Source organism: Lunatimonas lonarensis (genome assembly GCF_000390185.1).
Classification (GTDB): domain Bacteria; phylum Bacteroidota; class Bacteroidia; order Cytophagales; family Cyclobacteriaceae; genus Lunatimonas; species Lunatimonas lonarensis.
In genome coordinates this window covers 52,293-75,049 of record NZ_AQHR01000020.1, presented here as the reverse complement: position 1 = coordinate 75,049, position 22,757 = coordinate 52,293, and the positions used below count along the sequence as shown (strand labels likewise).

Below are 22,757 nucleotides of genomic sequence, written 5' to 3'. Positions count from 1 at the left end.
GCCCGAGCGATGGTATCCAGAATAATTTGTAGTTTAATTCTTGCCTTGTCTGTTTTGGCAAGTTGTTCACCCGCCGCCCCGGAGGTGCAGCCCCATATTGTGTATATTTTGGTCGATCAGTGGCGGGCCTCTGCGTTTGGCTTTACCGGAGACCCCAATGTACGGACGCCGCATTTGGATCAGCTGGCCGGCGAAAGCATTCATTTTGAAAACGCCGTTTCTGTGATCCCGGTCTGCACACCTTACAGGGCTTCGTTGATCACGGGTAGGTATCCTACTTCCACGGGCATGTTTCTAAACGACCTTCACCTGCCGCTGAGTGAATATGGCCTGGGCAATGTGCTGAAAGACCGAGGCTACACGACAGGATACATCGGCAAATGGCATTTGGATGGGCATGGCAGGCATTCCTTTATACCACCTGCCCGCAGGCATGGTTTTGAGTATTGGAAGGTAGCCGAATGCGACCACAACTACAATCATTCGCATTACTATGCAAATGATTCCGATGAAAAACGCTACTGGGAAGGCTACGATGTGTATGCCCAGACCAAGGACGCCGTGGCCTACATTAAAGCCCAGGTGGAAAAGGAAAAGCCTTTTGCCTTATTTCTATCCTATGGTACACCGCATTTTCCGCACCATACGGCACCGGAGGAACTGAAAAAAAACTACCCAGTGGATCAGTTGGTGCTGCCGCCCAATGTACCCGTCGAAATGCTCGAAGAGGCAAGGGTTGAAGCGCAGGGCTATTATGCACACTGCGAAGCCTTGGACACTTCGATCGGCGAGTTATTGGCTACCTTGGATGAGTTGGGTATCCGGGACAATACCCTATTGGTTTTTACCTCAGATCATGGTGAAATGCTCGGTTCCCATGGGGTTCGCCCGAAGGCTAAACAAGTGCCCTTGGCCGAGTCTGCGCGGGTTCCGATGCTTATTCGCTATCCGCGTATGCATGGTACAGCAGGCAGGATCATCCAAACCCCTATTACCACACCAGACATTTTTCCGACACTATTTAGGATGTTGGGGCTGACCATACCGGAGACGTATGAGGGTGACGACCTCTCCGAGGTAGTGACCAAATCCCGAGAGATCCCGGATCACGGCGTACTCTACATGCAATTGGCCCCTTGGATTGGAGGCGAATATGGAAAGGAATACCGGGCCATGAAAACAGCCCAATATACCTACGTGCGTTCTCTGGATGGCCCTTGGCTTTTGTTTGACGACCTGTCTGATCCTTTTCAATTGCGGAATTTGGTGCTGGACTCAGGCAATGAGGCACTTGTAGCGGAGATGGATCGTAAGCTTTCGCAGTTGTTGGAAAAAGTCGGCGATGATTTCAAGCCCGCCCAGTGGTACATTGACCATTGGCAGTTGGTGCCGGGCTCGCATGGAAGTATACCCTATTCGCAGGAAGGATCGGAGAATGCGCAATCTCCCACACGGCGCAATTCGTAGCGCATCTGCCTGCCGCTAGTGGAAAAATAGGTACTGATGCGGTGATAGTTACCAAAAGCTTGGTTATCTTGAACCCACACGTAATCAACAAACACAAGTGAACATGTATAGATTTCTGTTTTGTATTTCGCTAAGTATTTGGATGCTAGGTTCCTGTAGCGAGGAAAGTAAAGAGACCCAGCGGCCCAATATTCTCTACATTATGACCGACGACCATACGCAGCAGGCGATTTACGCGTACGGTCACGGCCTCTTGGACAGCACCTATTTTCCCAATATGGACCGGTTGGCAAAGGAAGGAGCGCTTTTCCGAAACAGTTTCGTCACCAACTCCATCTGCGCACCCAGCAGGGCAGTGCTGCTTACCGGCAAGTACAGCCATATCAACGGAAAGATGGATAACGTGGTGCCTTTCAATTGGGACCAGCCCATGTACCCGAAGCTGCTGCAGGCTGCGGGGTACGAAACTGCGCTGATCGGCAAGATCCACCTCGCCGGAAAGCCGCAGGGGTATAACTTTTCGCTTACTTTACCCGGTCAGGGAAACTATTATCATCCGGAGTTTATCAGAAACGGTGAGGTGGAAGAAAAATACGAAGGACACAGCGAAGCGCTGATTCCGCAATTTGTCATCGACTGGCTGGAAAACGATTGGGACCGCAGCAAGCCCTTTGCGGTAAACTATCACCCCAAAGCGCCTCATAGGAACTGGATGCCCGAGCAACGATACCTGGACCTATACGAGGATCGGGAGTTTGATTTCCCGGACACCTTTTTTGACGACCATCAGGGGAGGGGCCTTGCCGCCAAGCAACAGGCCATGTCCATTGTGGATGATATGTACTGGGGTTGGGACATGAAATTTGACAAAAACCCCTTTACCGGAGAACCAAGCCGATTGCCGGCACCCTTTGGCCGAATGACGGAGGAGGAATTAGATGCATGGGAGAAAGTGTATGCGCCGGCCAATGAGAAGTTGTTTGGGGATGGAACCCCGGGAGAGCGCCCACTCAGGGAAAGGCCGGACCGGGAAAGACAGGCCAAGTTTATGTACAACCGCTACCTTAGGGATTACCTAAAAGTGGTCAAATCGGTAGACGATGGCATTGGAAGGGTGCTGGATTACCTGGAGAAGGAAGGATTGCTGGACAATACGGTGGTCATCTACACCTCAGATCAAGGGTTCTACCTCGGTGAACATGGCTGGTATGATAAGCGGTTTATGTACGAACCTTCGCTGAGTACACCCCTATTGGTACGCTATCCAAAGGAGATCAAGCCGGGAACGGAAGTACAGCAAATGGTATTGAATCTTGACCACGCACCGACCATCTTGGATTATGCAGGTGTGCCCATTCCCGAGGATATGCAGGGTATGTCTTGGCGTCAGCCCGCAGCAGGACAAAAGATTCCCTGGAGGGATGCGATGTATTACCATTACTACGAATACCCTGGGCCGCACGACGTAAAGAGGCACTATGGGGTACGGACCGATCGCTTTAAGTTGATCCATTTTTACCATGATATCGATGAATGGGAGATGTATGACCTCGAAACGGATCCGCGGGAAATGAACAATCTTTATGGAAACCCCGCCTATGCGCAGGTACAGGAAATGCTGCATCAAAAGTTGATAGAGTTACGGGCGCAGTACGGAGATTCCGATGAGCTGACCCAGCAGTTTATTAGTCAGTAAACCCTAATCGGGTGCCTAACCAAAACTAGTGAATGAAAAGAACAAAAATGGGTAGCTCCGCTTGGAGTTCGTTGATTGGGTGTTTGCTTGTGACGATGGTCATGGGGCAGGCATGCAAAATAGACAGGAAAGAAATCCCACCCGCCAAGCCCAACATTATCTTTATCTTGACGGATGACCAGCGTTGGGATGCCCTCGGGTATGCTGGCAATGACATTATCCATACCCCCCACATGGATCAGTTGGCGAGGGAGGGTCTTTATTTTGAAAATGCCTTCGTGACCACGGCGATCTGTGCGGCCAGTAGGGCTTCGCTTTTCACGGGACTGTATGAGCGCACGCATGATTTCACCTTTGGAAAGCCACCCCTTGCCGATGCCTACCTGGACCTCAGTTACCCCAAACTATTGAAGGGTGCGGGCTACCGCACAGGCTTTGTAGGTAAGTTTGGCGTGAAAGTCAATGAAGGGATGGAGGACACGCTATTTCATACCATCAACAAGACCTTTTGGCCCTACCTCCGTGAAATTGATGGAAGGCAGGTTCACCTGGCCGATATCAACGGCGATTTGGCCATAGATTTTATCCATGCCAACAAAGAGCATCCGTTTTGCCTGTCCCTGTCCTTTTGGTCGCCCCATGCAGACGACGGGGCGGTGGAGCAGTATTTTTGGCCCGATTACGTGGATCATTTGTACCGCGACGTGGACATCCCGGTACACAGGACCGCCGACCCGGCTTTTTTTGACACCCTTCCGGAGTTTTTGCAGACCTCGTTGAACCGTGAGCGCTGGTATTGGCGATTTGATACGCCCGAAAAGCACCAGGAAATGGTCAAGGGACACTACCGCATGATCAGTGCCGTGGACAGTGTGTTGGCCCGCATCAGGTACTCCCTGGAGGAGGCCGGGATAGCGGATAACACGGTCATCATCTTCATGGGGGATAATGGGTATTTTCTGGGCGAACGGGGCTATGCCGGTAAGTGGCTGCTTCATGAACCTTCCATTCGGGTACCCTTGATGATCTACGATCCACGGCAGCCCCGAGAACGGCGGGGTCGAACCTTTTCCCAAATAGCCTTGAATGTGGACATTGCCCCTACGATATTAGCCTTGGCGGGGGTACCCGTTCCCGACCTATATCAGGGCCAAAGCCTTACGGATTTTTATGGAGGTGCTCCTGCATCCTGGCGATCCGGCGTATACTTGGAGCATCGGCACGAAAGCAACCCCAAATTACTCAAAACCGAGGGGTATAGGGATGAGGAGTATAAATTTATCCGATACGACGACTTCGATTACCTGGAGCTTTACCATCACAAGAGCGATCCGGACGAGGTGGTCAATTTGGCGTTGGACCCTAGGTATTCCGGGAAAGTTGGCAGGTATTCCCAGGTAGTGGATTCGGTTATCAACCGGTTGCTGGATGCGCGTCTTGCGGACAACTAAACAGAGGCAATCCTTTGGGAAATTGGTGGGCCAATGGGAGGGTCGTTTGGGCAAGCCACCCAGTTCCGAAACGGAGGAATCACTCAAAGACAATAATGAGTTGAATTTAAAACAGTAAGATCAGTTACAAATGATATGATATCTATGCGTGTTGCTACATTTCTAATGGTGTTTATTTTTCTGCGGGCGGCTTCGGTGTCCGCGCAGGAGGTTCGGGTCATTTCGGACTGGAAAGACTTTGGCCCCATTCCCAAAACCTGGAAGCAGGTGGGCCATGTACAGGGCCATTGGGATCAAACTGATTTTGTGTCCACAGCCCGGGGCACCGGGATCTTGGTGAATCCGCCCAAGCCGAAAAACGGCCCCCACCTTGTTTCAGGCTTCGAACACGGTGACATGGAGTTGGAACTGGAATTTATGGTGCCCAAGGGTTCCAATTCGGGGGTATACCTACAGGGAAGGTACGAGATCCAGATTCTGGATAGCTGGGGTAAGCAGATCGTCAACTCCGGCGATGCGGGGGGCATTTACCAACGCTTTGATCTGGAAACCCGTCGCGGTTTCGAAGGAAAGGCACCCCGGATGAATGTGAGCAAGGCTCCGGGTCTATGGCAGCACTTTAAGATCGTATTTGAAGCACCTCGGTTTAATGCGCGGGGTGAAAAGATCAAGAATGCCAAGTTTGTGCAGGTATTCCAGAACGGTGTCCTGATACACGAAAATGTTGAGGTGACCGGGCCCACGACTTCGGCCCTGTTTGAGGACGAGCGCGAACTGGGCCCCCTTATGATACAAGGAGACCATGGACCGGTAGCGATCCGAAACATGAAGTATAAACTCTTTGGTTCTCCGGTACCCGAAATTGAGAATTTGCGCTACGACTATTACAAAGGGAAATTTCAAACCCTGGCCGAATACGAGGGGAAAACACCTGAGGAAACCGGCAGCCTGAACAAGATAACCTGGGATTTGGGACATGGGGTTCTTGATTTTGCCTATGAATACACCGGCAGCCTTGCCATCGAAGCGGCAGGGGATTACACCTTTTCACTCTCCACCTTTGGAAGGACCAGCCTTTATGTAAATGGCGAAAACCTACTGGAAGATGGTGCCGAACCCTCCCGTAGCAAGACCATCCATCTAGAGACGGGCAAGGTGCCGTTTAAACTGATTTTTTACAAACCAAACTATCCCGGCCGGCGACCGCAACTGGGCTTTTATGTGGAAGGGCCCGGTATCAAGAAAAGCCCCCTTCACGATCCAAATTCCTATGTGGAGCATGTAATCCGAAAGCCCCTGTACGTAGACGCCATTCAGGAGCCGGTAGTATTGCGGGGATTTTTGAGCCATGGTGGGCGCGTCAGGACGCATACCGTTGGGGTAGGGGAGCCTATCGGTACCCATTTGGCGTATGACCTTCAGCTTGGGGCACCGCTGCAAATCTGGCGGGGTGGTTTTTTGGATACTTCCCCCATGTGGAGACAACGGGGAGAAAGTCAGCTGATGGTGCCTACCGGTGCGACTGTGGACCTTGCCGCCGGCCCTGCCATTGCGAAGCTGCCAACGCGGGAAAGCGCATGGCCTGATTCCCTACGTGCCGACCTGCTCCAGATTCAGGGTTACGTGTTGAATCGTGCCCGTCGTCCTACCTTCAAATACGTTTTTGATCAGGTAGCCGTTGAGGACTACTTTGAGCCGGAGCTGGATGGAAAAGCAATTAGCCGCACACTTACGTACAAAAATTTCGGCCAATCTCAGGATTATTGGGCCAGGATTATTGCGGCGGAAAATATTGAAGCCATTGGCGACGGAGTATACCTTATCGACAAGGGAGCCTATTACGTAAAATTGGCCAACTCGGTTCTACCTGGCAGTCAAATCCGAAATACGGCATTGGGCCAGGAACTGATGGTTCCCCTTTCTACTTCGCCCGAAGCAACAACCATTCAATATAGCTTGATTTATTGATCAAAATGTTTCTTAACATGCAACGAGGATTTACGAATTCAATCAATATAATCCGCCATGCGGTGTCTTTTGCGCTGTTTGGTGGAAGGGGATTTATTTGCACCGGTATATTACTGGGAGGCCTTTTGGCTTCCGGAACGCTCCTTGCCCAGGGCGGAACCTCTCCTGATCCAAAAGCCCAGATCGCCAGAGAACAGGAATACTATACCATCGTGGATATTCCTATACCTGATGGCATAGAATTGGAAGTCGGTGGCCTGGCCTTTACGCCGGATGGTAGCCTAGGGGTATCGACCCGTAGAGGGGAAGTATGGGTGATCGAAAATCCCTATATGGACGGAACACGCATACCGCGGTTCAACCGCTTTGCCTATGGGCTGCATGAACCGCTTGGGTTGGCCTATCACCGGGGCAGCTTTTACGCCACCCAGCGGTCTGAAATCACCAAGCTGACCGATCTAAATGCAGATGGCAAGGCGGATTCGTATGAAACCATCGTCTCTTGGCCCCTTGCGGGCAATTACCATGAGTATTCCTATGGGCCGCTCTTCACGCCGGAGGGCGACATGCTTGTGACGCTGAACCTAGGCTGGATAGGACACGGTGCCAGCCAGTCCAAGTGGAGAGGTTGGATGATGAAGGTTTCACCCGACGGTAACATGGTACCGATCGCCACCGGTATGCGGTCGCCGGCAGGTTTTGGCTACAATGCAGAGGGGGACATATTTTATGGCGAAAACCAAGGAGACTGGGTTGGGTCCGGACGAATCACCCACGTGGAAACCGGGGATTTTGTGGGCAATCCCGAGGGGCTTCGATGGAGTCATTTGGAGGGTTCCCCGGTCAAACTGACCATTGATGACATTCCGGACACCGGTGACCCCATGCATAAGGTGGCTGCGGATATTCCGGGGTTTAAGACCCCTTCCGTATGGCTGCCCCATGGGCTAATGGGCATATCAACCTCCGATATCCTTGTGGATAAGTCAGAAGGTGGCTTTGGGCCCTTTTCCGGTCAATTGTTTGTGGGCGATCAGGGACACAGTAAGATCTTTCGAGTGGCCTTGGAAAAGGTAAACGGCGTATATCAGGGGGCTGCTTTTCCATTTCGGGAGGGCTTTTCCTCCGGTATCCTTCGCATGGTATGGGGCAACGACGCCTCCATGTTTGTGGGGATGACCAGCCGGGGATGGGGGTCTACGGGAACTGCACCCTATGGTTTGCAGCGTTTGATTTGGACAGGAAAGACACCTTTTGAAATCAAGACGGTAAAGGCCCAGCCGGATGGCTTTGAGCTGGAGTTTACGCTCCCCGTTGCCAAGACCAGCGCGGAACAACTGGCGTCCTACAAAGCCTCCTCGTTTACCTACAAGTACCACCACAACTACGGAAGTCCCGTGATAGAGTTGGAGGAACTGGACATTAAGGGCGTATTGGTATCTGAGGATGGCCTGAAGGTAAGGTTGGTGGTGGATGGGCTCAAGGAAGGGTATATCCACGAGATCAACGCCGAAGGGATCAAATCCGACGCAGGGAAAGACCTACTGCATTCGGTTGGATATTATACCCTCAATCAGCTTCCCGAGGGGGAAAAAATTGACCTTTCCACCCTAGTGAAAGCCCCTGCGATGAATCATACTGCCCATCATCAACACGCTGCGGCCCCAACTACTGCTCCCGGCAAAGTTACTGCCACGGTTTCATCCGGCGCAGCTTCGCCCAAACGCGTCACGGCGATGCCAGCTTCCTGGTCGGGAAGCGCGGACAGGACCATTATCATTGGTACCAAGCCGGGTTTGAAGTTTGATGTGGAGACGATAGAGGTAAAGGCCGGCAGCAAGGTCAAACTCACCTTTAACAACGACGACGACATGCTGCACAATCTGGTAATTGTAACCCCAGGCATGGCCGTGCAGGTAGGAGAGGCAGCATTGAAAATGGGGCTGGAGGGCTCGCAGAAAAACTACATTCCGGATTCGGGAGAGGTATTGTTTCACACCAATATCCTATCGCCCGAAAGTACGGAGACCATCTACTTTGAAGCCCCCGCTGTACCTGGGGACTACATGTACGTATGCACCTTTCCGGGCCATGCTTATGTGATGCAAGGGGTGATGAAAGTGGTCAGATAGCGTTTTGGTGTAAATTGCTAACTTAGGTTGACGAACAAACTCATTATCTATGAACCCAATAGCTAACTTTCTGCTAATACTCGTCATTTGCTCATGGTTAGTCTCTTGCGGCGAAAATATAAGCGAAAGACCTCCCAACATCGTTATTATTTACGCAGATGATATGGGCTATGGGGATCTCAATATTCAGAATCCCGATTCCAAAATTCCTACTCCCCACCTTGACCAACTCGCTGCGGCAGGCATGCGCTTTACCGACGCACACAGTTCCTCCGGAATCTGTTCTCCCAGTCGGTATGCCCTGCTTACGGGCACCTATCACTGGAGGAGACAGCATAATATTGTCAATTCCTTTGAAAAACCTTTCTTCAACGATTCGGATATTACCTTGGCGCAGGTGTTGCGGGACGGGGGGTACCGTACCGCCTGTATCGGTAAATGGCATTTAGGCTGGGATTGGGTGTTTGAAAACCCTCCTTCCGGAAAAGTCAATCAATGGGGAAGGGAAATGGCCGTCTACCATCCGGACGACATCAACTGGGATTTGCCGGTAAGCGGTGGACCGGTGGATAGGGGGTTTGACTACTACTTTGGGGACGGTACCATCAATTTCCCTCCTTATGCCTGGATAGAAAATGATCGTTTCCTCGAAGCACCGACCGAGGTAATGTACCTGGACAGCATTGGGTTTGACGTCAAGGAAGGGCAATGGGAGTTTAGACCGGGTCCAAAAGTAAAAGGATGGAATCCCTACGACGTGTTGCCAACCTTGACCAAAAAGGCAGTGGAATGGATCAAAGGGCAAGACGGCAATACCCCCTTTTTTCTTTATTTTCCGCTGACCTCCCCCCATGCCCCCATTATTCCAAACGAGGAGTTTGACGGTAAATCCCAGGCAGGTGCCTACGGTGATTTTGTGTATCAGTCGGATTGGGTCGTCGGTCAGGTGCTGCAGGCCATCCGTGAAATGGGCTTCGAAGACAATACCATTGTGCTGTTTACAGCGGATAATGGGCCCGAAGGCTATGCATTTTCAAGGGCCGAGGCTTATGGCCATTTTAGCATGGGAGAGTTGCGGGGGTTAAAGCGTGATGTTTGGGAGGGAGGGAACCGCGTACCCTTTGTGGTCAAGTGGCCCGAACGTATTGCGCCGGGCGTGGTATCGGATAAGTTGGTATCCCAAATCGACGTCATGGCGACATTGCTGGACTTAGTGGGAATAGCCCCTCCTGCCGATGCGGCTCCGGATAGTTTCCATTTTCTGCCCGAACTCAGTGATAGTGACAATCCAATGCCTCAGCGTACCAGCCTTATCCATAATACCAATGAGACGAGGTGGGCGGTTCGTGATGGCGATTGGCTTTACATCAACGACAGCACCGGGCAGCACACCAGGATGCCGGAGTCCTTTTTCGAACTAAAGGGGTATACCCATTTCGGGACTTCGGAACTGCTTTTTAATCTCAGCGACGACCCTGGGCAATTCAAGAACCTGTCTGCGATGTATCCGGAGCGTTTGAAGGAGATGCAAAGCTTACTATCAGAGAGTAAGGCCAAGGGGTATTTTTCAAATAAGGAATAGACGGTGAAAATGAAGTTCAAAGTTCGGGGGATGACAAAAACCTTTGAGTTCTTTTTTAGACCTCAAAGGTTTTTGTAGGGCAAGCTGCATATCCAAAAGAATTCGACCCCTCGGGGTCTGCTTCGATACAGAAGAAGTTATAAACATGTGATCACTCCGGGATCGTTTTTGGAACAAAACCTTCTTCGATACCAGAGAAGGTAAAGGCTCCATACGAATCGAATGTATAGATGGGGAAGCATTTCAAATGCCAGGTTATTGCAAGTAGCAATGACATGCATCTGTCAGCTGCATGGCGGAATAACGGCAGGCCCAATAGAGTTCTCTGAGCGTGGATTTGTTGCTGGACAAAAAGACCGGCTTAGAAGAGGTCATATGTTTATAGCCATTATTAGTCTTTTTACCTGGTTTTTAGTATCGTAGGTGAACATCTATTTTAACTCCCCATACATGATGGCTTATAAAATTAATCCCCTTGCTTATCTCGTTGTATTTTTGGCCTACCTGTTTTTATCCTGCCATCAAGGCAAGGGAGATTTTGATGAGGCGGTGGATTTGGATGCCCGATTAGTTGAGGACAAGCATACGGTTTTACTATGGCTATTTGATGAAGAAGCCTACCCCAATGCGACCATTACGGATGCAAGCCCTTACGAAGTCGCCGACTTGCGTCTAACTTCTTCGACCTTAGAGCAGGGAAAATTCGGAAATGCCCTTTCCTCCCAAAAAGGGTATAACGTTATATATGCCGGTTTTCCCGGAAGGGGCGCGCTGGTGCCCCGCCAACCGGAAGGGGTGCCAACGGGATTGTGGGGTCCCACCTATGCCCCGGAGAAGTTGTTGCGGGCATTGGCCGGGCCTTCTTTTACCATTGAATTTTGGCTGAAAACAAGTGATGGTATGCCCAAAGAAGCCTATTTGCTAGATTTGGGGAGAGGGCTTGATGTGGGGTTCAGCCTACTTTTTCTAGATGAAGGAAAGACGCTGGAGCTGAGAAACCATTACAGGGGGCTTAAGACCATTTTTACAAGGAACGAAGGGTTCGCCCATAGGCATGATTTTACCCATTTGGCTATACAAATAGATGGTGAAGGTAATGGGTCGGTTTTCTTAGATGGTAGCCTTACGGTTGAGGGGATTTCCTCTTCCTTGGAAAAGTCCGCTTTGCCACTCATTGAAAGCCCCAGGGACAATTTTAACGAAGACAGGAACTGGGCGGATTTCAATGAGGAGCAAAAAATACAACGGCGCTTCAATGTTTCCCTACTCCAAAGCAGGGCAGCAGATGGAGATCTTCCGGGAGTGCTGGATGAACTTAGGGTTTCGGATACGCTTCGGTTTTGGAAAGACGGTTTTCAACCAACTACCTATTCCATGAACTTTTCCGACGCCGCCTATTCCCTGCCCACCCCGACCGGTCCTCCCTTACTTTTTCCCAAAGAAACCATGGAAGGTACTATTTTTGACTTTGGAAGGCGAAAGCACCTCTTTCTGGATGATAGACTACTAGAGAAGATGGAAAATGCCCAGATCGTGATGAAGCCCTGGCGGCTTGAAGATGCCGAAAAGACCGATATACAAAAGGTGGACGGGGAGTGGCGGATCACCTTTGTTCAGGACGGAGATCGAAAACTTGGCATTGCGACAGCAAACTACAACTCAACCTTGGGCTTGGTATACCTGTACGAGACCAAGGATGGACTAACGTTTGATGGCAAGCCGGTAAAGATGGTCAATTACCCCATGGGTGGAGACTTGTTTATCGATGACAGTCCTGAGGCCCTGCGGGATGGAACCCGGTTTAAGCTAACCGCCTACGTTTGCGGTAGGGGGATCTATTTGTACACTTCTCCCGATGCGTATCAATGGAAAAGGAATGAAACGTCCATGTTACCGCTATTGTCAGGAGGAAGTGCCGAATCCTTTTACGATGATCAGCGGGGCAACTATGTTACCTACTTGAAGCGGGATGCCAGCTTTGATAATCCGGAGGCCGTCAACCCGCAAAAACGGGTATCGGTACGGTTTGAGACCGGTGATCCTTACAAGGTGTGGCCGTTCAAAAAAATGAAGGAACCCTATTTTGAGTATTCGCCATTTCCGGTAGTCACAGGGGAGGGGGAGTCACAGTTTATACTACCCCAAGGGCCTCCTTCCTACGAGCAGGTGTATAGAACCCGAGTCATCAAATATCCTTATGCGCCGGACACTTACCTCGCTTTTCCCTGGATTTATCTGGCGGATTCGGACGATAGGAATGTGGCCATTGCGCACAGCCGGGACGGGGACGAATGGAATGTGATAACAGAGCCTTATCTAGTGGACAGAGGCAACTATACGGAGGTGATCTCTTGCCAGGGAATGCATAGGGAGGGGGATGAGCTATGGCATTATGTGGAAGTAGGGGATGCCCATGGCAGGGGAGAGCGCACATGGTATCGTATCCGTATGAGGCTGGACGGTTATTTTGCCCTACAGAGTGATGGATATGCTGGCTCATTTACGACCAAAACACTTCGAGTAGCGGGGGATAAGCTGCATTTGAATTATGTCGTCCAAGAAGGGGGCAGTGTATTGGTTGAGGTGTTGGATGAGGGTGGTTCCATTATTCCCGGTTTTTCGAAGGATGAGTGTGCGCCATTGACAGGAGATCAAGCGTCGGCTAGCGTGACCTGGAAGGAGGCCGGTTTCAAACTACTGGAAGGACGGAACATCAAGTTGAAATTTTATCTTCGTGATGCCGAGGTTTATGCGTTTGAGACGTTGTAGACCGTTTGGAAATTGTTAAATTGGCACACAGGCTGATCCAAAAATTTAAAGGTGTCGGATCAGATTTGGGAAAGATGTATTTGACAATGATGCTATGAACCAAACTAATATGCCCCTATCCACTAAGCGTATTTTTCGTTTGTTCCTACTAGTGATGGGTTTTTTACTTATTTCTGAACTAAACGCACAGGTTGCCAAGGAAAACCTACGCCCGGCCGCGATCGGTAAGCGGGGAATGGTTGCAACTGCCAACCCACTTGTCAGCTTGGCCGGCCAGGAAATGTTGATCAACGGGGGCAACGCCATTGACGCCATCGTGGCCGCTGCTGCCGCCCTGAATGCTGTTGAACCTTATATGTCAGGGGTGGCGGGTGTTGGTTATTTGTTGTACTATGATGCGAAGGAAAATAGAACCCGCTCCTTGGTGTTCGGGGGGTGGGTCCCGGAAAGCTTTGACCCGGACAAGCTTCGCGAGGTGACCATGGCGGAAGACGGTGCTGGACATGGTGCACTTGAAACGGTGGGGCCAAAGATCGTGGCGGTTCCCGGAAACTTGGCAGGTTGGGATCGGGCATTGAAGGATTATGGAAGCATGACCTTGCATGAGGTATTTGCCCCGGCCATAAAATACCTCGAAGAGGGGGTTCCTATCACGGAATTCGACCAGGCAATGTGGGAGGGAACGCTGCAACGCGTTCTCCCTCATCCGGAATCGGTGAATATATTGTTGAAGGATGATCGGTCGACCTATCAAATAGGGGATTTTTTCACCAATAACCCACTGGCGAAAACCATGCGGCAGATTGCCGAAAAAGGTGCTGACTTCTTTTACAAAGGCGAGCTGGCAGAGGAGATTGAAACTGCCTTCTTGGCGGATGGGGGCTTTTTGACGGCAAAGGACCTCGCAAAGGTTCCAGAAAAGGTCAACTGGGTAGATCCTATCCGCATTACCTATAAGGGTTATACCGTGTATAACAACCCGCCTCCGGGGATGGGAATCCAACAGCTACAGACGCTGAAGATTATGGAAGGTTTTGACGTGCAGCGAATGGGGCATAACAGCAGTGAGTACCTTGCGCATCTATTGGAAACAATCTTTCTATGCCGGCTGGATACAGACCGGTACATTGGAGATCCGGATTTCGTGGATGTGCCGGTGGCTTTTCTTTTGTCGGATGCCTACCTGAACAAACAACGCGATTTGGTTCGGCAGCGCCTGAAGGAAAGAATGAAAGCTGCGGAAATAGCCTCCGAGGAGAAGATATCGGGAGCGGCGGTTGATAGGGAAATTTCTGCCTCCTATCAATACGCAACCACCAGTTTGTCGGTGGTGGATCAATGGGGCAATGCAGCGGTAATCATTCAGACCCACGGCGGTGGTTTTGGTTCAGGTTACGTCGCAGGAAAGACGGGTCTGATCTTTAACAGTGCGTTGGATTGGATGTCTAAGGAACCGGGATTGGCCAACAGTGTAGCACCGGGTAAAGCTGTTGGATGGTGCGTGGGAGGAATGATGCAGTTTCACAAGGATGGAAGACCCATGTTGATCGTCGGATCACCGGGAAGTTTCGGCATCCTGCAATCGGTGCCACAGGTCGCCATGAACCATATTGACTTTGGTATGAATATCCAAGATGCCATCAGCGCACCACGTTTTCGGTGGAAGGACGAGCTTGGTTCGGTTCCGGCCACTGAAGCGATCGTTGAGACGCGTATGGGGGAGCAAGTGCTGGAAGACCTTCAGAGAATGGGCTTTCAATTGGATACCAGTTTGGGCCCTTGGTCGATGACCGTAGGTGGCGCTCAGGGAATCACCCTAGATCCGGTTACGGGATGGTTGATGGGAGGTGCGGATCCCAGAAGAAATGGGTATGCGGTGGGCTGGTAGGTCTATCAGTAGACTGGATAATACAGGAAAACCAAGGATCGCTTTGCGTTCACGGCAATGAATGACCACTAAATAACGACACCTTTATTATGCAAAAACCCAATCAAAACCAACGAAGAAATTTCATCAAAAAGTCTGCACTCGGAACATCCTTTTTGGCTTTATCGGGGGGAGGGTTTGCTTCAGTCCTCGAACCCAAGATACAACCAACTCAGGCCAAGAAAAAGATCGCGCTAATCGCCAATATTTATCGAAATAGTGCGCATGCCGACGTAATTGCCACCAAGATTTTTGCGGGAATTCCGACGGATGAGGGGATGGTTACTCCGGAGATTCAGATTGTTTCGGTTTGGATTGATCAGATAGGAGAAAACGACACCGGCGTCCGCATCTCTGAGATGAACGGGGCGACCGTTTACCCTACCATTGCCGAAGCGTTAACCCTCGAGGGGAATACCTTGGCGGTGGATGCGGTGATTTACATTGGGGAACATGGAGAGTACCCGAATAGCCGACTAGGTGTGAAGATGTACCCGCGGATGAACTACCTTGAGCAGATATTTCGTGTCTTTGATGCGTCCAATCGCTCGGTGCCTTTATTTACCGACAAGCACCTGGCATACAGCTGGCTGGATAGCAAGTGGATATACGACCGTGGCCGGGAATTGAACGTTCCGATGATGGCTGGTTCTTCGTTGCCCTTCGCCTGGAGGGATCCGGCCCTAGAGCATCCATTGGGAGCGAGGATTACGGAGGCGGTTGCCATTGGGTATGCTTCCTTGGATGCCTATGGATTTCATGTAGCAGAAATATTGCAATGCATGGTTGAGCGTAGAACGGGAGGAGAGACCGGAGTAGCAAGTGTACGAGGTATACGTGGTTCCGAAGTGTGGCATGCGGTGGATTCGGGCGAGATATCCCTTGAATTGATAGAAGCGGGATGCAATGCGATTCGGGATAAGCATGAGGGAAATATGCGGGAACTCGAAAAAGATCCCCATGCCGTGATCATTCGCTACAAGGATGGGACAAAAGGGGCCATTATGATGCTTACTGGGTATGTGAATTCCGGTTGGGGTTATGCAGCTTTGGAAGATGGCAAGACTGTAGCCACCGAGTTTGTGTTGGATCATAGTATGAGCTATTCCCATTTCAGTTACCTGACACTGAATATTCAGAAGTTTTTCCTGACGGGCAGCCCTACTGCTCCCGTAGAGAGAACCTTGCTGACGAGTGGCATTATGGACGCAGCCATCCGATCGCTGGTAATGGACGACGGAAAGGCAAGGGATACACCTCACCTGGCCATCAAGTACTCGGTACAGGGCCACGAACCTATCCGACCTACGGCACCGAGACCCACTGGACAAAGCATAGGCCCCTGGCCGCCAAAGGGCTATGAATTTATCATTCCGGATAGGTTTAAATAGGAAAGCATTGCACATTTAAAATAAAAATTTCGTGCTGCCCCGACGGTTTTAAGCCGTCTGACCGGTACGTATACTAAAAACAAAAATCACTGCATGACTTATACTATTGAAGAAATCTCTACCCGATTATATGCTGCCGTGATTTCGGATGCACTTGACAGCCTTGGCTATAGAAATCAATCCCCCAATGTCCATTTTCCGATTACTACGATGCCCGAAAAAATCGTCGGCAGGTGCAAGACCACGCTTTGGGCGGACATCTTTCACGAGGATCCCGCCCCGTATGAATTGGAGCTACAGGCGGTGGACTCCTGTATGCCCGGGGACGTATTGATTGCAGCTGCAGGTGGCTCCCAGCGGTCGGGTATTTGGGGGGAGCTCCTGTCTACCGCCGCGCGTAACAGAGGATGTGTAGGTGCCATCGTGGACGGTCAGATAAGGGATCTGGCCAAAATGAGAGACTTGGGCTTTCCTGTGAGGGCTAGGGGAACCAACATCTATGACAGCAAAAACCGGCAGATGGTGATCAACGTTGATGTGCCTGTGGAGATTGGAACGGTAGTGGTTTCCCCGGGTGACCTGGTTTTTTGCGATGAAGACGGTATCGTGGTCGTACCACAGGAAATCGAGCAGGAAGTCATCCGTAGGGCGATGGAAAAAGTGAATGCAGAAAATATAAGCCGGGATGAAATCAAAATGGGTGCAAAGGCGGGGGACGTATACAAGAAATACGGTGTCCTGTAGGTGCATCCCTTTGAAAAAAACTGGACCTTTTTATTCGTCAAAGGAGAATGAAAACACATGACATTTCAAATCGGAATTGTAGGTATATACCATGAATCGAACACCTTTTTGGGTAATTCTACGGAGTGGGAGGATTTCGAAGGAGGACATCTATTAACGGGAAATCACATCATTGAGGAGTACCGCAACGCCTACCACGAGATCGGAGGAGTGGTAGAGGTGCTTTCCAAGGAAGCGGATGTCGACCTAATCCCCATTTTTTATGCAGAAGCCACGCCAGGCGGGAAAATATCCACCAGAGCCTCCGGCAAATTGCTCCGGAATTTGGAGGACTATTTAGTGAAAGCCGGCCACTTGGATGGGCTTATGGTGTTGCCTCATGGGGCTGCGGTAAGTGAGGATTATCCGGATTTTGATGGAAAATGGCTGCGCCTAGTCAGAGAGTTAGTGGGTGAAAATGTGCCAATAGTGGGCACAATTGATCCCCATTGTAATTTGAGTGACGAAATGGCCGCAGCAGTAAATGCTTTGATTGCCTATAAGACAAACCCCCATATCGATCAACGGCAAACGGGCAGGGACGCAGCTCTCCTTTTACTTGGCATGTTACGAGGGGAACACAGGCCGGTTATGGTGGCGGTGCAAACCCAAGTGGCAATTAGCATTGAAATGCAACATACAGGTTCCGAGCCCTGCTTGAGCCTGTATCGTTTGGCGGAAGAAATTGCCACTCAGCCCAGGGTTTTAGCGGTAAGTATTGTACTGGGCTTTCCATATGCTGATGTGTATGAAATGGGAAGCAGCATTATCGTTGTGACAGATGATGATACCCCCCAAGCTGCTAGGTTGGCGGGCAGGCTTAAATCCTATTTGGAAACCCATCATGGCGTGTTTTCAGGTAAAAAGATCGGGTTACGGGAGTTGCCGGTCTTGGTGTCCAAAGCCGACAAGCCACTCCTGTTACTGGATATGGGAGATAATGTTGGTGGAGGCTCGCCCGGCGATAGCACGTTCCTCTTGGATTTTTTGGAAGAATGTGATTTTGGAAAAGGATTTATGTGCATCTACGATCCGGAAGTGGTGGATCTGTTTAGCCAAGTCTGTGCAGGTGACAGCCTGTCCGTTCAAATTGGCGGGAAGACCGATCGGCTTCATGGAAATCCTGTTTCTGTTACCGCGGAGTTGCGTGCTATGGTTGACGGAAAATTTTCCGAATTTGCACCTAGGCACGGAGGGCAGGTGTCGTTTGACATGGGATTGACAGCTATTGTTCATACGAATAAAAACAACACCATTATGCTGACATCCAGGAGGATCGTTCCCTTTAGTTTACAGCAGTTGCTTTCTTTTGGGTTGGATCCCTGCAGTTACCAGTTGATTGTGGCCAAGGGAGTACATGCACCGTTGGCAGCCTATATGACCGTTTGTAAGGACCTGATTCGTGTAAATACGCCCGGCATAACGACCGCTGATGTAGCCAGCTTATGCTTTACCAAACGAAGAAAACCGTTGTTTCCGTTTGAGCAAATTAGCTGAATCCGTTACGATCGCGCTAACCAGTGTTTCCTTGGGCTTCTCTAAGGCAAACGATCATTTTGCTTAGCGGCGTTCCAGTAGGAGGCTAGGAGCGAGGAGGTAAAGCCCATTAAGGGACCACACACAGCCGATGCGAGTCCAACGGTGGCGATCTTACCCATGGTTTTGGCGATACCGGAAACCAAACCTGCGTTTTGCATCCCCGTTGTGATGGCAATGGTGCGGCAATCTTGTTTCTCCAATTTGAAAAATTTGGCCGTCCAGTACCCGGTAAAGTACCCCAACACATTGTGCACTAGGACAGCGGCCAAAAGCATTAATCCCATGTTTATCAAACTTTTCTGCCCAGCCGCGATTATGATGGCTACAATCACCACAATCCCGGCCATGGATACATAGGGCATCGCTTTGTCCAACCAATCCGATTTTCCTGCAAGAAATTTATTAAAAAGTAGGCCTGCACCAATAGGGATCAACACAATTTGTATGATATTCCACATCATGGCCATGGTATCGATCTCAATAAAGCCCGCTGCCAAGAATTTCATCAAAAAAGGGATAATAAATGGTGCAATAAGGGTGGTGATGGAAACAATCGTTATGGTCAATGCAACGTTGGCCTTTGCCAGGTAACACATGACGGGAGATGCTACCGAGGTCGGGGCACAGCCGAGTAGAATGATTCCTGCGGCAATCTCTTCTGGAAACCCAGCAAGAGACACAATCAGAAAAGCCAACCCAGGCATGAGGGTAAATTGGCATCCAACGCCAATGATCACCGCTTTGGGTGATCTTGCCAAAGCTATGAAATCTTTTACGCCCATGGATGTTCCCATGCCAAACATAATCAGCTGAATCAACGGAGTGATCAACTCGGCGGTCTCAAAACTTCCCAATTGCAGGAAAACATCCGGATAAAAAAGCGCAGCTGATGCTACCGCCAATATTAACAGGGTAAACGAAAGGCCACGTAACACCTTATGGCCCTTTACTCCGAATGATAGAGCCAATAAGGAAAAGATCAAAAATGGGTCTCCATTTTCAATATTTCCTTTTATCAAATGGAATAAAAAGATCACCATTAGGATTATTGATAACCCTAAGGAATACTTGTAAAATTTATCTTTCAAGAATTATTATTAAATATTTTATTAGATTATAATTTTATCAAAATAACTTGTTATACTAATTGATGATTCGATGTCGTTGGTGGTCTGAGTTAATCATAAATATACGATAATTATTGGCAACAAATAAGCAACAAATTTGGGTAAAACACAGGTCGTCGAGCCAAAACTCCGCGAAGGTTCCCAGAACTTTCTTCAAGGGCAGGAACTCCCGGAAGGTCCTGACGAATTCCATCCGGGCTTCCTAGTAGGGGAGATGGACACGGACGGGAACCATCGGAATCCAGCCTATGCTTTTCAACCAAGGGTGAAAAGTCTTTTGATTGCCCCGAAAAATGGACAAGGATTTGACAAAATGGAGGCGATTGAGAATAGAAAATGCGTTATTTTAGCGACAACTGGGAGATAGAAAGCGTAGTGACGATTAAAGCGAATCGGTTGGGTAAAAGAATTGGTGTTTCCAACTAGTTGCTTGCAACGCATGCGGGACAATTCGATGCCTTGCGAAAAAAAAATGGAAATCATGATGAAATCGAGAAATAGCAGCTGTTGGGTATTTATCCTGGCACTTTGTATATCGAGTTGTAAATACAGTTTCGATACGGTCGAGTTAAGCAGTCCGGATGGTATGTACACGTTTAACCTCGATGTAGAAGATGGCCTTGCATACTCCGTTAACTGGAATGGCGTATCACTTATCGAAAAGTCGGCGTTAGGTTTTAGATTAAACGATGGTACGCTATTGCCTGCTGGTGTGACGGTTTTGAAAATAGAGAAGGCATCCAATAATATAAGCTGGAAACCCATTTATGGTGAACAAAGTATGTACACCGACCATTACAATGAGATTATTGTTCACCTCAACAGTGACGGTTGGCAAGGAAAATTTGCACTTCGGGTTCGTGCATACAACGAAGGCGTGGCTTTTAGATATGAGATTAACAGCAATGAGGATTTGCAAATTGATAAAGAATTAACTGAATTTATCTTTCCGGTTGATGCAACCGTTTGGGTCAGTGCTGCTGCCCAAAGTGAAATAAAAAGGCACAGGCTTTCAGCGCTTTCGATTATCGCAGAACGGCCATTGCTGGCTGAGCTTTCGGATTCGGTTTTTACAGCAATTGGTGAAGCTGCTTTGGTGGATTTTGCCCGCATGAAATTTGAAAAGGATGAAACAAAAGCCAATACCCTGGTGGCTTCATTGGAAAAAGGCGATAAAAATCAATACCCTGTCGTTGTTCCCAAGGATGGTTATAACACGCCATGGCGTTATGTGATGGCGGGTAAAAATACAGCGCAGATTTTACAAAATAATTACTTGTTGTTGAACCTGAACGAAGCAAACAAGATCACTGATACTGCATTTATAAGACCCGGGAAAGTGATACGGGAAGTTACCTTGACTACTCAGGGAGGAATAGCGTGTGTCGATTTTGCCGTAAAACACAACTTACAGTTCGTTGAATTCGATGCCGGTTGGTATGGAAACGAATACGATGATGCGTCAGATGCAACGACAGTAACCGTTGATCCTAATCGTTCGCCTGGGCCTCTTGATTTGCAAAAGGTGATTGACTATGCCAAAGATAAGGAGATAGGAATAATCCTTTACGTGAACCGAAGGGCACTGGAAAAACAGTTGGATGACGTTTTATCCTCGCTGAAATCGTGGGGTGTGGTAGGCTTGAAATACGGATTTGTTAATGTAGGTCCGCAAAAGTGGACAAGTTGGCTTCATGAAGCTGTAAAGAAAGCCGCCGAACACCAGTTAATGGTCGATGTGCATGATGAATACCGGCCTACGGGTTACTCACGAACTTATCCTAATTTAATGACCCAGGAAGGAATTCGGGGCGATGAGGAAAGCACGCCAAATGATGGTGTTATCACTACCATTTTCACACGGATGATTGCTGGTGCCGGCGATCAGACCAATTGTTATTTTGCCCCTCGTGTAACTGAAAAAATGGGTTCCCATGCTTCGCAAATGGCAAAGGTAATTTGCATTTATAGTCCTTGGCAGTTTCTATTTTGGTATGATAGGCCTACAGGCGCACCTTCCAGAACAGGAGGTGCCGGCGGTGCGGAAGGGACAATTCCTGAAATAGATGACCTGCAATTTTTTGATGATGTTCCAACTGTTTGGGATGAAACCAAAATCATTGAAGGTTATCCAGGGAAGTATGTATCCATTGCCCGTAAAAATGGAGATAAATGGTTCCTGGGTGCTATTGCCGGGACCGAGGAATACAAGCTTTCCTTAAAACTTGATTTCCTTGATGAGAACACCACCTATGAAGCAACCGTGTATTCTGATGATAAATCCCTAAATACCCGTACCAACGTGAGGATCGAAAATATGGTAGTAAACTCTAAAACTGTTTTTGAAAAAAACATCTTAAATCAGAACGGTTTGGCGGTGATTTTTTCTCCTGTAGATCAAATTTATACCTTTAATAGGAAGCATTTATAAATGTGGGTAAATTTCTTGACAGACCAATGGCAGAGCTTTTTTGCAACTTTTGAAGGGCTGTGCTATTTGTCCACCCCTTAGCCCCCTCCGAAATCCCATTGATGAAGGTCTCCACAAATCCAAGGATCTTGTCCTTGATGCGCTCGGCGATGGTCTTGCGTTCTTTCAAGGCGGGCTTTTGTTTGAGCAGTCCAATGATGTCGTCACGAAGGGGTTCTTTCTCGGTATAGATGAAGTCGCCGATGATGATTTGTCGATTGGTTATCCCAACCACTAGAGAAAAGCCCCTGCAAAAAATCCCTGATTGATGCATTCATCTATCAGGGATTTTTATGGATATAGGGTTTGTTTTATCATGGAATCCATGAATGCAAAGCATTTGTCTAGTGGCTGTTGACTGACACCCTCCGGGTGAAGCGGCGGCTAGGTGGAATTGTAGACTGGTCGGTGGATTTCAGGAGCTGGTTGTTCTGGCTTTTGATGGCTTTTTGGGA

At 49.3% G+C, this 22,757-nt stretch carries 14 protein-coding genes; 12 read left to right on the top strand and 2 right to left on the bottom strand.

Translation table 11 applies throughout. The annotated features are described in order from the left end of the window. Window positions 1–9: 9 nt before the first annotated feature. The 11 genes from ADIS_RS02155 (at window position 10) to ADIS_RS02105 (ending at window position 18,663) form a co-directional block, all read left to right on the top strand. Complete coding sequence (locus ADIS_RS02155) at window positions 10–1,467, top strand: sulfatase family protein (protein WP_010852634.1); 1,458 nt, start codon at window positions 10–12, stop codon at window positions 1,465–1,467. 103 nt (window positions 1,468–1,570) lie between these two features. After that, window positions 1,571–3,163 carry a sulfatase family protein gene (locus ADIS_RS02150; protein ID WP_010852633.1) on the top strand — a complete coding sequence of 531 codons (1,593 nt, stop codon included), beginning with the start codon at window positions 1,571–1,573 and terminating at the stop codon, window positions 3,161–3,163. Window positions 3,164–3,195: 32 nt separating this feature from the next. Continuing rightward, window positions 3,196–4,614 (top strand): sulfatase family protein, encoded by a 1,419-nt coding sequence (locus ADIS_RS02145; RefSeq protein ID WP_010852632.1) that lies wholly within the window; start codon window positions 3,196–3,198, stop codon window positions 4,612–4,614. A gap of 144 nt (window positions 4,615–4,758) precedes the next feature. Then, window positions 4,759–6,582, top strand: coding sequence for a family 16 glycoside hydrolase (locus tag ADIS_RS02140; RefSeq protein ID WP_010852630.1), 1,824 nt, complete (start codon window positions 4,759–4,761; stop codon window positions 6,580–6,582). A 17-nt stretch (window positions 6,583–6,599) separates the two neighbouring features. Continuing rightward, window positions 6,600–8,714, top strand: coding sequence for a plastocyanin/azurin family copper-binding protein (locus ADIS_RS02135; RefSeq protein ID WP_155907052.1), 2,115 nt, complete (start codon window positions 6,600–6,602; stop codon window positions 8,712–8,714). 49 nt (window positions 8,715–8,763) lie between these two features. Then, window positions 8,764–10,296, top strand: coding sequence for a sulfatase family protein (locus ADIS_RS02130; RefSeq protein ID WP_010852628.1), 1,533 nt, complete (start codon window positions 8,764–8,766; stop codon window positions 10,294–10,296). A gap of 450 nt (window positions 10,297–10,746) precedes the next feature. Continuing rightward, a complete protein-coding gene (locus ADIS_RS02125) occupies window positions 10,747–13,065 on the top strand; it encodes a hypothetical protein (RefSeq protein ID WP_010852626.1) in 2,319 nt (772 codons plus the stop codon). Between the two features lie 94 nt (window positions 13,066–13,159). Then, window positions 13,160–14,953, top strand: a complete 1,794-nt coding sequence (gene ggt / locus ADIS_RS02120) for a gamma-glutamyltransferase (RefSeq protein WP_155907050.1) — start codon at window positions 13,160–13,162, stop codon at window positions 14,951–14,953. 89 nt (window positions 14,954–15,042) lie between these two features. Next, on the top strand, window positions 15,043–16,383 hold the full coding sequence (locus ADIS_RS02115; protein ID WP_010852624.1) for a hypothetical protein: 1,341 nt from the start codon (window positions 15,043–15,045) through the stop codon (window positions 16,381–16,383). Window positions 16,384–16,476: 93 nt separating this feature from the next. After that, on the top strand, window positions 16,477–17,127 hold the full coding sequence (locus ADIS_RS02110) for an RraA family protein (protein ID WP_010852623.1): 651 nt from the start codon (window positions 16,477–16,479) through the stop codon (window positions 17,125–17,127). Window positions 17,128–17,184: 57 nt separating this feature from the next. Continuing rightward, window positions 17,185–18,663: a M81 family metallopeptidase gene (locus ADIS_RS02105; protein WP_010852622.1), complete on the top strand. Its 1,479-nt coding sequence runs from the start codon at window positions 17,185–17,187 to the stop codon at window positions 18,661–18,663. A gap of 41 nt (window positions 18,664–18,704) precedes the next feature. On the opposite strand, the gene ADIS_RS02100 is transcribed toward ADIS_RS02105, so the two are convergent. Beyond that, window positions 18,705–19,745 (bottom strand): bile acid:sodium symporter family protein, encoded by a 1,041-nt coding sequence (locus tag ADIS_RS02100; protein ID WP_010852621.1) that lies wholly within the window; start codon window positions 19,743–19,745, stop codon window positions 18,705–18,707. A gap of 559 nt (window positions 19,746–20,304) precedes the next feature. On the opposite strand from ADIS_RS02100, the gene ADIS_RS02090 reads away from it, so the two are divergent. Next, a complete protein-coding gene (locus ADIS_RS02090; RefSeq protein ID WP_162141547.1) occupies window positions 20,305–22,263 on the top strand; it encodes a glycoside hydrolase family 97 protein in 1,959 nt (652 codons plus the stop codon). Here the strand turns inward: ADIS_RS02090 and ADIS_RS02085 are convergent. Further along, a complete protein-coding gene (locus tag ADIS_RS02085; RefSeq protein ID WP_010852618.1) occupies window positions 22,244–22,576 on the bottom strand; it encodes a hypothetical protein in 333 nt (110 codons plus the stop codon). The two genes, ADIS_RS02090 and ADIS_RS02085, sit on opposite strands and share 20 nt — an antisense overlap. Between the last annotated feature and the right edge of the window lie 181 nt (window positions 22,577–22,757).